The 14,281-nt window shown below is 67.4% G+C and carries 11 protein-coding genes and 1 pseudogene; 11 read left to right on the plus strand and 1 reads right to left on the minus strand.

The genetic code is table 11. From position 1 onward, the window contains the following. The first annotated feature begins 10 nt into the window (after positions 1-10). From Sdi02f_RS32420 to Sdi02f_RS32470, 11 genes are all read left to right on the plus strand, one after another. Positions 11-2,470 carry a phage/plasmid primase, P4 family gene (locus Sdi02f_RS32420; protein WP_108934507.1) on the plus strand — a complete coding sequence of 820 codons (2,460 nt, stop codon included), beginning with the start codon at positions 11-13 and terminating at the stop codon, positions 2,468-2,470. Between the two features lie 3 nt (positions 2,471-2,473). Further along, the gene (locus tag Sdi02f_RS35740; RefSeq protein ID WP_159107682.1) at positions 2,474-2,650 is read left to right on the plus strand and encodes a hypothetical protein; all 177 of its coding nucleotides are present in this window, start codon (positions 2,474-2,476) and stop codon (positions 2,648-2,650) included. 57 nt (positions 2,651-2,707) lie between these two features. Next, on the plus strand, positions 2,708-3,367 hold the full coding sequence (locus tag Sdi02f_RS32425) for a DNA cytosine methyltransferase (protein WP_108934508.1): 660 nt from the start codon (positions 2,708-2,710) through the stop codon (positions 3,365-3,367). Positions 3,368-3,542: 175 nt separating this feature from the next. Next, entirely contained in the window at positions 3,543-5,300 is a 1,758-nt protein-coding gene (locus Sdi02f_RS32430) for a DNA polymerase (protein WP_245962260.1), read from the plus strand. Positions 5,301-5,779: 479 nt separating this feature from the next. Next, positions 5,780-6,640 carry a sigma-70 family RNA polymerase sigma factor gene (locus Sdi02f_RS32435; RefSeq protein WP_108934510.1) on the plus strand — a complete coding sequence of 287 codons (861 nt, stop codon included), beginning with the start codon at positions 5,780-5,782 and terminating at the stop codon, positions 6,638-6,640. 46 nt (positions 6,641-6,686) lie between these two features. Continuing rightward, on the plus strand, positions 6,687-6,875 hold the full coding sequence (locus Sdi02f_RS32440) for a hypothetical protein (RefSeq protein ID WP_108934511.1): 189 nt from the start codon (positions 6,687-6,689) through the stop codon (positions 6,873-6,875). Positions 6,876-6,988: 113 nt separating this feature from the next. Next, a complete protein-coding gene (locus Sdi02f_RS32445; protein ID WP_159107683.1) occupies positions 6,989-7,432 on the plus strand; it encodes a hypothetical protein in 444 nt (147 codons plus the stop codon). 102 nt (positions 7,433-7,534) lie between these two features. Beyond that, entirely contained in the window at positions 7,535-7,768 is a 234-nt protein-coding gene (locus Sdi02f_RS32450) for a hypothetical protein (RefSeq protein ID WP_108934513.1), read from the plus strand. A gap of 138 nt (positions 7,769-7,906) precedes the next feature. After that, positions 7,907-9,229, plus strand: coding sequence for a hypothetical protein (locus Sdi02f_RS32455; protein ID WP_108934514.1), 1,323 nt, complete (start codon positions 7,907-7,909; stop codon positions 9,227-9,229). Between the two features lie 798 nt (positions 9,230-10,027). Further along, positions 10,028-10,285 carry a hypothetical protein gene (locus Sdi02f_RS32465; RefSeq protein ID WP_159107684.1) on the plus strand — a complete coding sequence of 86 codons (258 nt, stop codon included), beginning with the start codon at positions 10,028-10,030 and terminating at the stop codon, positions 10,283-10,285. 28 nt (positions 10,286-10,313) lie between these two features. Next, a complete protein-coding gene (locus Sdi02f_RS32470) occupies positions 10,314-10,853 on the plus strand; it encodes an ATP-binding protein (protein ID WP_108934573.1) in 540 nt (179 codons plus the stop codon). A gap of 412 nt (positions 10,854-11,265) precedes the next feature. Here Sdi02f_RS32470 and Sdi02f_RS32480 read toward each other — a convergent pair. Beyond that, a pseudogene (locus tag Sdi02f_RS32480) lies at positions 11,266-14,064 on the minus strand (GH92 family glycosyl hydrolase); the annotation flags it as partial. Positions 14,065-14,281 lie beyond the last annotated feature (217 nt).

Here is a 14,281-nt window from a genome sequence, read left to right on the forward strand (position 1 = left end):
AAGGACTCAAATGATCTTCAAGGACATCCTGGCCAAGTTCGCTGAGGTCACGGAGGAGGCAGACGGCGGGTACCTCGCCCTCTGCCCCTCCCACGGGGACAGCAACCCCTCCCTCCGCATCTGGCGCGGGGACGACCTTAAGGTGCGGCTGACGTGCCGCTCCGGTTGCGCCAACAAGGACATCATCAAGGCCGTGGATCTGGAGTGGGGCGACCTCTTCAACGCGGAGGGGGAGGGCTCCACGGTCGCCAAGGAGCCTCCGACGCTGGCCCGTCCGGCCCTCATCGCCTCCCTGGCCCGCTACGTGGACGAGACGTCGGAGGCCCTCCAGGGCATCGCGGACGACGTGGCCGCCAAGGCACGGACGTACATGGCCGTGCGGTTCGGCGTGGACCTCCGGCTGGCCCAGGAGCTGGAACTGGGCGTGGACGACGGCACGTTGGCGCCGTACTTCCAGGCCCGTTCCGTCTCGTACCGGTCGTTTCCCCGCCTCACGGTCCCGCTCATGGACTTTGACGGCCGGCCGCATGGCCTCCAGGGGCGCGACCTCTCCGGGGACTGCCCGGGACGCTGGGTGTCGCTCAAGAACCCCAAGGGCCAGCGCTGGGGCCAGTACGGCGTGTTTCGGGGCGAGGGTGGCTACGGGGTCACCATCGTGTCGGAGGGTCCGGGGGACGGCCTCACGGCGGTGGCCGTCGGGTATGACGCTGTATGCATCCGGGGGGCTGCGTTGACGGCCTCCCCTGAACTGATCAAGGAGTTGGCGGATGGGCTCAAGGGTTCTCTCGTTGTCGTGGCCGGAGATGGTGACAAGGCTGGTCAGCGCTTCAACCGTGCCCTTGCGGAGGGGCTTGGCGCGCACGGAGTACAGGTACGCGCCCTGGACCTCCCTGGGGGTGCCAGTGACCTCACGGCCTGGCGCGAGGCAGACCCTCAGGGCTTCCCGTTCGCGCTCCACAAGGCAGTCAAGGAGGCTGGACCGGTCCCGCCGGCGGGAGATCACGGAGGCGAAGATCCGGGCAGTGCGGGCAGCCGCGCAGTGGAGCGAACTGGCACCGTAACCGTCTCCTCCGATCAAGGCGTGGAGGCGCTGGACCTCCTCAAAGCCCTCACGAACCGGTACGGGGCGTCCGACACGCTCAACGCTCACGCGCTGGTGGCGTGGACGGACGGCCGTATCAAGTTCGCCCCGGGCCTGGGGTTCTACGTGTGGAACGGGAACGTCTGGGAGCGATCGGAGGTCAAGGTCCGCCAGGAGATCCACCGCATGGGGGCCGCCCTCATGCTCAGCGGGTCGGAGGAGGGCCGCAAGGCGTCGCGCGGGTTCACCATGCGGACCAACATCGACAACCTCATGGTGGAACTCCGCAGCGTCCCCAGCGTGTACGTGGACGCCGACCAGTTCGACAACCGGCCGGAGTTGCTCAGCTTCCGGAACGGAACGGTGGACCTCCGAACCGGCACGCTGCGCCCCCACGCCAAGGAGGATATGCTCACCTACCTCCTGGGGGTGGACTTCAACCCGGACGCCGAGTGCCCTCGCTGGGACCAGTTCCTCACGGAGATATTCCCGGAGAACCCCGACCTGGTTCCGTACGTCCAGCGGCTGGTGGGCTACGGCATCACCGGCTACACGGACGAACAGTGCTTCTGTGTCCTGTGGGGCAAGGGGGCCAACGGCAAGTCCGTCCTCACGGACACCCTCACGGACGTGTTCGCGGCGATCTCCAAGACGACCCCGTTTGCCACGTTCGAAGAAAAGCCGTCCGGCGGCATCCCGAACGACATCGCCGCCCTCCGGGGGAGTCGGCTGGTCATGGCCAGCGAGGGCGACTCCGGCAAGGCCATGTCGGAGGCCATCCTCAAGCGGGCGTCCGGTAAGGACAAGATGACGGCCCGCTTCATGCGACAGGAGTTCTTCACCTTCACGCCGACCTTCCTCATCATGCTGGCGACCAACCACAAGCCCAAGTTCCGGGGCCAGGATGAGGGCCTCTGGCGACGCGTCAAGATGATCCCCTTCAAGCGCTGGTTCGCCCCTCACGAGAGGGACCACGAACTCCCCAACAAGCTACTGGCGGAGGCGGAGGGCATCGCAGCCTGGGCCGTACGCGGGGCCGTGGAGTGGCTGGCCAACGGCCTCCAGGACCCGGAGAGCATCACGGCGGCCAGCAAGGAGTACCGGGAGACGTCGGACTCCCTGGCGGGGTTCTTCCCGGGCGTCATGGTCAAGGACGACGCTGCGCCGGCCCTCAACGGGACGGAGGCGTTCAACGCGTACCTGGACTGGTGCGAGGCGGAGAACCTTCCTGCCCGTGAGCGCTGGACCAGGCGGACGTTCTATGACGCCATGGAGGAGCGGGGCATCACCCGCAAGAAGACAGCGAAGGGGATCGCCCTGGTGGGCGTCGCCATGGCACACGCTCCGGTGGCCGTAGCGGGCCCCGGGATCTTCAACCAGGAGAGGTGACCGATGGACATCAGCGAACTTATCCACGTCCTTGAGACGGCTAGCGAGGAGTCCGGGGACCTGGCAACGGTGGTCCTCCAGGACGATTACGGAGCCGTGTACGACGTCGAACAGGTCCACGTGTCCGCTGAGCACGGGACCGTGACGCTCATCGCCAAGGACTCCGGCCACTTCAGCTAGACCCGTAACACCAGACCACCAAGGGCCACCACCTCACGTGAGGTGGTGGCCCGACTCATGAGGAGAGACATGGGCATTCGAGTTCTGGACCTCTGCTGTTGCTCTGGGGGAGCCGGGGTGGGGTTCCGTGATGCTGGCGCGGACTACGTGGAGGGGTGGGACATCGTGGACCGGCCCCGGTATCCGTTCGCGTTCCGCCAGGGGGACGCGCTGGAGGTCCTCCGAGACGTAGCGTACCTCCGTACGTTCGACTTTATCCACGCCTCCCCGCCGTGCCAGGCCAAGTGCACGCTGACCAAGGGGACGAACGCCAAGTTGGCGGGCCGATACGTTGACCTGTACCCGGAGGTCCGGGACCTCATGTACGCCTCCGGCGTGCCGGGGAGCATCGAAAACCCCAGTAGTCGACCGGACATGGTGTTGTGCGGGGAGATGTTCGGCCTGGGCGTCATCCGTCACCGCAAGTTCGAACTGGTCAACTGGTCCGCCCCCGCTCCGGAACACGTCAAGCACCGTGGACCGGTGCGCGGCTGGCGACACGGGGTGTGGCGTGACGGCCCATACGTCGCCGCGTACGGCAATGGGGGGGGCAAGGGGACCGTGGTGGAAATGCAGGACGCCATGGATATCCGCTGGACCGACGTACGCGAGGAACTCACGGAGGCCATACCGCCGGCGTACACGGAGTGCGTCCTCCGGCAGTTCCTCAACGCCTGACACACCAGACCACCAAGGGCCACCTCCTACACCAGGGGGTGGCCCTTTCGCGTAGGGAGAGCCAATGCGCACGTACCGCCATGCCGTCGCTGGTGACAACGTAACGGTGTTCGTGCCGGAGACCCCCGGTGATCTGGTCCACTTTAAGGACTGGTGGGTACACAGCAACGGGGACGTGGCCCTGGACACGGAGACCACGGGCCTGGACGTGTTCTCCGACGGCCACCGGCTCCGCACGGTCCAGTTCGGCGACCGGAACACTGCCTGGGTCATCCACTGGGAGCGTGGAGGCCGGTTTGTGGAGGCCGTGGTGGAGTTCTTCCGCCGCTGGCGCCGGCGCCTGTACATTCACAACGCCCCGTATGACTGGATGGTGCTGTGCCGCCATGCTGGCCTCCGGCTGGAGTACCTGGTGGGCCGTACCCGTGACACCCAGGTTATGGCCAAGCTGGTGGACCCCCGGCAACCTCAAGAGGGCGGCATCGGGGCGTCGCTGAAGCCGCTCAGCGCGTTCTACATCGACCCCACGGCGCCGGACACCCAGGGCGACCTCACGGCGGTTTTCCGCTCGCTGGGCCTCACCAAGGCCACCGGGTGGGCCGGTATTCCGCTGGACCACCCCACCTACAACCTGTACGCCGGCCTGGACGTCATCCTCACGGCCCGCCTGTACCCCAGGCTGGAGGAGGCGCTCAGCACGGTGGGCGTCCGCCAGGTCCTGGTGGACTACGAACACGAACTCCTCCACATCTGCGCTGAGATGACGCGGAAGGGGATGGTCCTGGACCGGGAGTACGCCGAGACCCTCTCCGGGAAGCTCACGGAGGTGGAGGACCGGTACCTGGCCGTGGCCCAGCGCTACGGAGTGACCAGCGTGAACGCCCCCAAGCAGATTGCGGAGGCCCTCCTGGGCATGGGGGAGGACCTCATCCTCCCGGGCGCCACGGCGCCGGAGATGACTCCCAGCGGGGCCTACAAGCTGGACAAGAACGTCCTGTTCTTCCTGGCGGACCTGGACGTCAAGGACGGCACCAGGGCGAATGTCCGCAAGCCCAACCCCCTGGCGGAGGCCGTCATCCGCTCCAAGCGGGCCGGCAAGTGGCGCAAGACCTACGCGGACACGTTCCTGGAGACCGTGGACCCTGACGGCAGGGTTCACCCGGTAATCAACTCACTCCAGGCGCGCACGGGCCGGATGTCCGTGACTCGGCCGGCGCTCCAGACCCTCCCCTCCAGTGACCAGATGATCCGACGTGCCCTCCTGGCGGAGGAGGGTGGAGTCATGATCTCCACCGACTTTGCTGCCATCGAAATGCGCGTCCTGGCCGCGCTGGCCGACGTCAAGCAGATGAAGCGGGCCATCCTGGCGGGGGAGGACCTCCACGAGTACACGGCCCGCCTGGTGTTCGGGGACGACTTCACCCCAAAGCACCGGAAGCTGTGCAAGGGCGTGGGGTTCGGCAAGGTGTACGGCGGTGGCGCGACCACTATCGCCCGGCAGACAGGCGCCCCCATGGAGGACGTCCAGCGGGCCATCCGGGCGTACGACCGGGTATACCCGGAGATCAAGCGGGCGTCCGCTCGCTGGCAGCGTGAGGCGTACGCCAACCGAATGGTCACGGTGTCGGCCACCGGCCGGCAGCTCCCGCTTGACCGGGACCGTGCGTACGCCGTGGTCAACTACCAGTGCCAGAGCGCTGCCCGTGACTGCCTGGGCCAGGCCCTCATTGACATGAAGGAGCGGGGGCTCATGGAGTACCTCCGGCTTCCGATCCACGATGAGGTCCTGGCGTCCGCTCCCAAGGAGGACGCGGAGGACGTGGCCCGCGCCATCAAGGAGTGCATGACGTTCGACCTCTTCGGCGTCCCCGTGGCCGCCGATGCGGAGATCGGTAAGCGTTCGTGGGGCTCGCTATACGGCGCGGATGTCTGACCCCTACTTGTGAAGGACGTGTGACGACCCCTCCGTGACCAGCCGGTTACGGAGGGGTCACCTCCTCACGTGAGGTGGTGGTGGGGTGCGTCACGTTTCCAAGATTCTTTAGCGAGAGGGCCGAACAGGCTTCCGAAGGTAGTTGACCAGTGAACCGAAGGTAACGGCCCGCCTGGAACTGATCCCTCCATCGTTCGCAAGGCGGAACCCGCGTCACGCCTTGGATTCTTCACGCATCCATCACACTCGCCCCCACGTCTCACGTGTGAATCGGGGTTGTGTCCACCTACTCACGGGTGGTCCTATCCCTTCATCAACAGATCACGGCGTGCGCACGCCGTGAGCGGTTGGGTCCGGATCAGGGCTTGGTTCCCTATGCCCTGGCACGCCCTTAGCTCACGCTGCGCGCTGCCAACTCTCGCCCTTGTCCGGGCCGCTGACACCAGATCACTGGCCACACACGGACACGGGAGAGACTCATGGCGCTTACCGCCGACACGATCACGAACGCGAAGAACGGCGACCTGGAGGCCGTCCAGGCCGTCACGGCGGCAACGGACCGGATCATCGCCTCACTGGCCCTGGAGGCCGCGAACAAGGGCGGCAAGGGCCACCTCCACGTGGCCACCCTCAAGGAGGAGTTGGAGGCGGAGGGGCGCCTGGCGCTCTGGGAGGCCATCAGCCGGTACGACGCCGACCACCACTCCGGCGCAGCCGTGGAGACGTTCCTCTTCCAGCGCATCCGTGGCGCCATCCATGAGTGCCTCCAGCGCACGGTGAACCCGGGTGCAGACCTGGATGCCCTCCGGGTGTTCGTCCAGTGCCTCCGGACCCTTAAGGAGCCGAACCTGGACCAGGCGGCCCAGCTCTGCACCACCCTGCCGGAGAAGGGGCGCCGGCTGTCCCCGGACCGGGCTCAGGCGGCCAAGTTGGCGTACCAGGGCGCCAAGAGCCTGGACGCCCCCCTCCCGGGCTCTGAGGACGGCTCCACGACGCTGGGGGACACCCTGGCGGAGCTGGTCCCCTACGACGTCCCGGAGGACCTCCTGGAGGCCAACGACCGGCACGCCCGCCAGCGCCACATCCGACTCACCGTGTTCCGGGCGGTGTTCGGCTCGCTGTCCGACTTCCGCCAGGGCGTCCTCCGCATCCGTTCGGAGTTCGGCCAGGGGTCGGACCTGGAGATGCCCACCGATGACATCCGCCGGCTGGCCCGGGACCGGGGACTGAAGGGGGAGGGCATCCTCCCCACGGCCACCGAGGTGAACGACGCGTGGCGCAAGGGCATCCAGCAGCTCCGGGACTCGCTCCCGGTGGACGTTCTGTACCCGGCCAATTGAGCCGCTGACCCCCGAACACACGTCACACCAAGGAGAGGGATTCACAATGGGCCGCAAGACGTACAAGCTGGAGAGTGGTGGCACGGTGGAGGTCACCATCCTCCAGGGCGTGGACAAGAAGGTGGCGGACCTCCACCTCCGCACCCGGGACGGTGACTCCATCGCCACGCTGTACCGCTCCGTCCGGGAGGCGGAGGAGATGGTGGCCGACCTGGAGGAGGTCCCGGCGCCGTGAGCGACGCGCGCCGGCTGGGGGACGGGATCCGGAGCAAGTACTACCCCGGGTCCCGCCCGATGACCTACTGCCCGCCTGGACTACAGGACGCAGTCAACAAGATGGTGGCTGACATGGCCGCCGAAACCGGGGTGCCGCTGGCCGTGCTGGCCGACCCCCCGGAGCCAACGGAGTGGAGCCCCACGGGTCGCATGATGGTCCTGGGCTCGCCGATGACTGTCACACCAAGGAGAGAGACCATGCTCAACATCAACGACATCACCGAACTGGAGATGACCACCCACGGCGGCCAGCGCATCCTCGTGCGGGAGGTGAACGGCAAGGTAACCCTGGCCGTGCCGAACCACACGGACGCCAAGCTGACCCTGGCGGAACTCCAGGCGCTGGGTACCGCGCTGGTCCAGATCGCGCAGCGAGGTCGGGAGAGCCGGGACACGCTCTTGGAGGCCGCCAAGGAGGCGGAGGACAAGATGTGGGCGGGCATGGGACTCTCCAAGTCGGACGGCTTCCGGCGGATGTACGGGGAGTCCCCGACCGGTCGCCAGTCCCGGAGGTGACCGCTGGGTAACACCCTCTCACTGTGCGGGCCTCCACCTCATCCTTGGGGTGGAGGTCGCCACCTCGAACCACCTACCGCGTTACCTGGAGGTCACCACCCGATGAGAAAGCCCACCACGACCACCAACTACTTCCGCCATGGCGCCGCAGCGTCCGCCGTGATGCTGGCCGCCATGGCCGTGCTGGCCGGCTGCGACGACGGCCCGGAGTGCCTGGACTACGACACCCAGATGGTCCAGACGACGACCATCGTGAACGGCAAGGTGGTCCCCGGGTTCTCCACCGTAACCGTGTGTACCCGGTACGCGGAACCGTCGGAGTCCACCAGCGAGTGACCCGCTCGGCCCCCACCTACTCACGTGAGGAGGTGGGGGCCTCTTGCGTTTGCGTGAGTAGGTGGCTTGACCAGCGCCGTGGGCACGTATAGTCTGAGGCTCCGCCCAGCGGGGCGGGGGAGACAAGGGGAGACGGGTATGGCGGACATGGTTGCGAGTCTGGTGGCAAGCCTCACGCCGCGCATGGAGGTCGCCATCAAGGGGGCCGCCAAGAACTCAACCGGCGGGATCGGCCGGCGCAACCTCGGCAGGGGTGGGGGTACACACGGAGCCCTGGCACGCCGTGGCCTCATTGCCCCCCGTGAGGACGGTTGGTTTGCCCTCACGGAGGCCGGGTGGTCCGTTGCGGAGGCCCTGGGTGTGGATGTCCCCAAGGCGCCGGTGTCCGAGACCCCCGCCCGTGATGAGTGGTTCGCCACCATGTGCACGGCGGATGGTCAGGAGCACCGTGAGGACGTGGACCAGGAGGCCGTCGTGGCAGCGTGCGAAAACGCGGATGACACATCCGTGGAGCGGGGGTTCTCTGACGCGTCGGAGGAGTGGTACACGGTGGCGCTGGCCACGTACCACATGATGCGCGTGGAATTGGCCAACGAACGCCAGGCGGAGGCGGACCTGGCGGCCCAGGACGACGAACAGGCTCACATGGAGGAGGAACCGGTGGAGACCCAGGAGTTGACCACCCCCAAGGGCATCAGGTTCGCCAAGGGCGAGGCCGGCCGTGAGGCTGCGGACGCGTACGTGAACCTCATGGCGGATCGCATGGCCGTACCGGCCGTGGACATCAGGAAGGGCGACCACATCCGGCCGGAACCGAACGGCCTCTGGTTCCGAGTCACGGCGGACGCGCACCAGTCGCGCATGCGAGGCCACGTGTTCATCCGCAGCGGCCGGTACCTCTTCACCCGCCCCGCCGGCTCCAAGGTGGTGCGCCACAACAAGGAGGCGCAGCTCCAGGTCATGCGCGACGTGGCCGACCAGTACCCGGGTGCGGAGCTGGAGTTCCCGGAGGTGCAGGAGGAGGCCGTGGAACCCACGCCCGTGACAGTGACAATCACTCGACACAAGCTGTACCCGGAGGTTGCGCGCCCCGGCCCCGCGTGGCGATGGTCGTACAACTACCGGGTGGACGGTGGCCCGGTGTGCCAGTATGGGCCCGGCTTGGTTTCCCTGCGTGACATGCTGCGGTTCAAGTTCCGGGATGTCCGCATCGTGGAGACCTGGCAGAAAGCCCAGAAGCGTACGGTCGTGACCCTGCGCGACAACGAGGGCTACCGGTTCCGCCTGGAGGTCGCCACGGAGGGCTCCGGCGCCCTGGTCACGGCCAGCGACTGGGAGCCCGGCGCGGAGGACCCGGAGGTCACGACCACCCGGTTTGCCACCACCGAGGAGGCGTCCGCGTTCGTCAAGGAGACCGTTGAGGCCCTCGTGGCCGACGGGTACAAGGAGGTAGCGCAGTAGCCCTCCGGGGCCACGTCCCGTGTAGGCAAGCCCCAGGCGGTGCCCCCAGCACCAGGGGCGCGGGGTTCGAATCCCCGGCGGGACTCCACCAGACCACCACCTCACGTGAGGTGGTGGTCTTTCTTGTGCCCACTCATCTGACGACCCGTCAGTAAACGGGGGTGGACTCGTACGGGCGTTCGAGAGAGGATGGCCGTTCGAACGCGTGAGCGAACGATTCCGCCGTGGCGTGTTTGAGTAGTCACTCAGCGGTAATCCAGGGGGTTACGTGGCCGTAATCGGTATGAGAGGGTCCGATTACCGGTGACACATATCACCTGGTGAACCATCCGTGGGGGAGGTAGTTATGGCCCGCATATTCCCAAAACTGGACACACCCACCGTGCGTATCACGGTGGAGTCACTGGAGAGACCGCCGGGGCCTGGTGCTGCAACCTCCTGGAGAGCGCTGGAGGTACCCGCAGCGAGTGACGAGTATGTGTACACAATGGGGGAGCTTCACCGTATTTTCCTGGCCTACGGGGCCGCAGTGGGCTGCATGCTGATCAAGGCCCACGTGACTGAATTCCGCCTTGTGGCCCGGGGGTTGTTTACTGGGCGTTTGCTGGGTGTTTACGGCCTGTGCTGGTCCTGGGACCAGCGCAAGTTCATTCCCCGGGGCCGGCCGCTCATCAGTTGGCCCCCGCCTCAGGAGCTGCCTCAGGAGGTGGTGGTGGGCGCCGCACTCCACGCGGGTGAACCTCTCGTCCCTTTCCCGCCCCACCGCCGGCCGCACTTGGTGCCAGTAGCCTCTAGCGCATGAAACTCACGTGGGTGGTCGCCGGCCACGGCGCCGGAGAGACATCAGCGGACACGCTGGAGGAGGCCGTGGGTCACCTCCAGGGAGGCTTACGGGAGGTCGGGGTGGGCCTGGACCAGGAGGTGGCCGCCAGGCTGTTGTACAGCCACTGGGGGCCGCTCCGAATGGCCCTGCTGACGGACGGAGCGACAGCCGTCAACGCGGGGGAGTCGTGGTCCTCCACGTCCGGAGGAATAACGGTGAACGTCTACCCCTGAGCGTGAGTGTGTGGATAGCCTGGGCCCCATGACGACAAGACAAGAGGGCAACGCCCACCTGTTAGTCCAGGGCCCGGTCCATGCCCAGCGCTGGGGGTCAGTCGGGTTCCGGATCGATGACCCCCAGGCCGTACGCGAGTGCCGTCGGGCAGCGCGCTGGATGCTGGGGGAGTGGCGCCTCACCTGGGTGCCGGAGCTGGTGGACGACGTGGGCCTCATGGTCAGCGAGCTGGTGACGAACGTCCAGCGCCACGCGGGGGATTCGTACCCGGCGGGCTCGTTCACGCTCTGGCACCCGGGGCGCCGGCTGGTCCTCACGGTCCACGACAAGGGGGAACTCCCCTGGAGGAGCGGGTGGTGGTCCCGCGCCGAGTCTGCCACCGACTGGGAGACGGGGCGGGGCCTGGCGCTGGTACGCGCCCTGGCCGCTCAGCACATCGGTGAGGTGGACGTGGTGGACGACAAGGACCGGGCACGCCCCGGGAAGGTCGTGCGGGTGTCCATGCTGCTACCGAACCGTGAGTATGCCCCGGTGGCTGACCCCTTCAAGGCCCTGGCCAAGGCTTAGGCTGGATGGATGACCAGGGTGGAATTTGACTGCGACCTCTGCGGGCACTGCCAGACGTGTATGGACTTCCGGGAGGCCAAACGCCTCCGGCGCCTCGGGTACAAGGTGGAGGACCTCCCTCCTGCGGAGCGAGAAGCATTCCGGGCGTACAAGCGGCGTGCTGCCGCACGGAGCCGGGAAAGACAGCGCGCTGCGGACCCGGAGGCCACCCGGGAGCGCAAGGCGGAAGAGGTGAGGGCCTGGCGCGAGGCCAACCCGGAGCGGGCACGGGCCCTGAATGCGGAGCACAACCGGGACTACCGGAGACGACAGCGCAAGCGGCCGGCGACCAGCGACGAATAAGAGAACCCCCGTCCAGGAGGCGGGGGTTTCGTCATTTCCGCTGGTCAGCGGGTGGTGTACCCTGTGGGGAAGCCGTGAAGGCGTAGCCCCAGCCGTTGGTCTCCGTGTAGTCGTAGCCCCACACGCGCGGGTCGTACTTCTCGGAGTCCACGCGCCAGTTGCCCTTGGCGTCCTTGCCCTGGAAGAAGCCGGCCTTCGCGTCGAAGAGGTTCACGTAGTCCTGGGCGCGGTTGAGGAAGTACGCGGCCTCTTCCTTGTAGTGCCGCTCGCCGGTCTCCTTGTAGAGCTTCTCGCCCATCCTGGCGATGCCGTAGTCGTTGAGGTAGCCCTCCAGCGCCCACGACAGGCCCTCGTGCGTCTCGCTGCCGGTGTAGCCGAGGAAGGGGGAGGTCGCCATGCCCTTGCGGCCCACGCCGGACGACGGGGGCACGACGGTGGCGTTCTTGAGGGCCGCGTCGTACGCCGCCTTCGCGTCGAAGTCGACGCCCTTGACGTAGGCGTCGGCGAACGCCACGTCGGAGGAGGTCCCGGTCATCAGGTCCGCGTAGCCGGGGGAGGACCAGCGCGAGGTCCAGCCGCCGTCCTTGTAGTGCTGCACGAAGCCGTCGACCAGCTCACCGGCCTGCGAGGGGGTCAGGAAGGAGTACGCGGGCCAGGTGGTGCGGTACGTGTCCCAGAAGCCGTTGTTGACGTAGACCTTGCCGTCCACGATCTTCGAGCCGGTCTCGGTCGGCGTGTCCTCCTTCACCGCCTTGGAGAACGGGGAGGCGTACCTGTACTTCCCGTCGACCTTCTCGTGGCCCGAGTTCGGGTACAGGTACAGGCGGTAGAGGCTGGAGTACAGCGTGGTCAACTGGTCCTGCGTGGCGCCCTCGACCTCGACCTTGCCGAGGATCCGGTCCCACTGCTTCTGGGCGTCGCGCTTGACCTTGTCGAAGGAGGTGCGCCGCGGGATCTCCTGGCGCAGGTTGTCCTTCGCCTGGTCCACGCTCAGCAGCGAGGTCGCGATGCGCAGCGTCACGGTGCGGTCCCGGCCGGCGTCGAAGCGCAGGTGGCCCTTGACTCCGTCGGCGTCGCCGTCGGTGACCCTGCTGTCGAACTCGCCGTAGACGAAGAGGCGGGTGGCGCCCGTGGAGCCGCCGGACTTGACGTCCGAGTAGCCGGTGAAGGTGCCGTTCTCCTTGTCCAGGGTCAGGCCGGCCTGGTCCTCGACGTTGTCGAAGATCACGCTCGCGTCGTCACCGGGGTAGGTGAAGCGCATCATCGCCGCGTGGTCGGTCGGCGTCACCTCGGCCTTGAGGCCGTTCTCGAAGCGCACGCCGTAGTAGTACGGCCGGGCGGTCTCGTTCTCGTGCCGGAAGGCCAGTTCGCGGGCCTCCCGGCCGGTGTCCGGGGTGCCGGAGGCGGCCGAGGGCATCACCTGGAAGGTCTGCCGGTCGCCCATCCACGGGCTCGGCTCGTGGCTCGCGCTGAACGCCTGCAGGGTGGGCAGGTTGTCGTCGTTGTTGCCGCGCGCGTACTCGTAGAGCCAGCTGAGGGAACCGGCGTTGGTCACCGGCGTCCAGAAGTTGAAGCCGTGCGGCACGGCGGTCGCGGGGAAGTTGTTGCCGCGCGAGAAGCTGCCGCTGGAGTTGGTGCCGCGGGTGGTGAGCGCGTAGTCGGACAGGTGGGCCTTGGGCCGCTCCGGCGCGGCCCGCTTGATCTCGACGTCGTCCAGCCAGCCGCGGAACTTCGCCGGGCCCTTGGGGGAGTCGTACGCCAGCAGGATCCGGTCGACGGTCTTGCCCGCCGCGACCGAGCCGATGCCCGACTCGACGCTGTTCCACTGGTTGACGTAGAGGACCTTGGCGTCGCCCTGACCGCGCGGCGTCAGCGGGAACCCGTGCTGGTCGGTGGCCTTGAGGTCGCTCAGGTAGGTGCCGTCGGTGAAGGCGAGGTCGACGGAGACGTTCGTGGCGTCGTAGTCGAGGTCGCCGTCCGCCATCGACGGGAAGATCTTGTACGACAGTTCGGTGCGCCGGTCGACCTTGACGTCGACGTCGAAGACCTTGTTGTAGGAGTAGGCGCGGCCGTCGGCGGTGTGGCGGCCCGCGTAGCGCAGCGCGTGGATGCCGGTGAAGCCCGCGTCCGCCTTGGCGGTGGGCGAGCCCGCCGGGCCGTCGTCGACGGAGGTGAGCATGTCCTCGGGGACGGGGACCTCGGTGTCGCCGGTCGCCAGTTGGACGTCGGCGAGCTGAAGGGCGTCGCCGGCCCCGTTGTTCCGGGTGATCTCCAGCCGGAAGTGCCGGAACTCGGCGGTCTGCGCCAGTTCGTACGTCTTGGTCTGGAAACGCTCGCCGAAGGATTCCCCCGAGCGGGTGTCCAGCGTCTGCCAGGTCTCGCCGTCCGCCGAGCCCTTCAGCGTCCAGTCCTTCGGGTCGCGCTCGTCGTGGTCGTTGGCCGAGGTGAGCGCGTACTTGGCGATCTTCTGCGGGGCGTCCAGGTCGAACTCGACCCAGCCGGTCGGGGCGAAGGTCAGCCACTTGGTGCCCGGTTCGTTGTCGACGAGGTTCTCCTTCACCTCCCCGCCGCCCGTGTTCTCGGCGCTGGCCCGCACCCCGGTGACCTTCTCGGTCACGTTGCCCGGTATGCCGGTGCTGAACCCGCCGTCCACCCCGGAGGCCCGCTTGCCGCCGTCCGCGCCGGTGTCCACGGTGTCGGTCCAGTCCGGAGCCGGGTCGCCCGCCTCGAAGGAGGACGCGAACTCCCGGTCGGCCTTCGCGGGCGCGCCGGGCAGGGCGACCGCCGCCCCCTGAGAGCCCACGGCCAAAGCGAAGGCGGTCGCCGTCACGACCGCCGGACCCCATCTGTGCCGAACTCTGTACTGCATGTCCTGGCCACCCTCCCAGCGCTGGGGACAACGTTGTCAATTCAACTGCGCAAGGACCAGTAGGGGTCAAGTGGCAAGTGATGTCAAGGGTGTTGGATGTGGCGTTCGGGGGTTGTGGCGGGGATTTCTCCGGCATGCGATACACAGGGCACTCATATTTCCGGGAGGTCTCAACTCGGAAAAGACGTGCCGGGAACCTTGCATTCGATCTTGCTCC

This window comes from Streptomyces ardesiacus (genome assembly GCF_003112575.1).
GTDB classification, from domain to species: domain Bacteria; phylum Actinomycetota; class Actinomycetes; order Streptomycetales; family Streptomycetaceae; genus Streptomyces; species Streptomyces ardesiacus.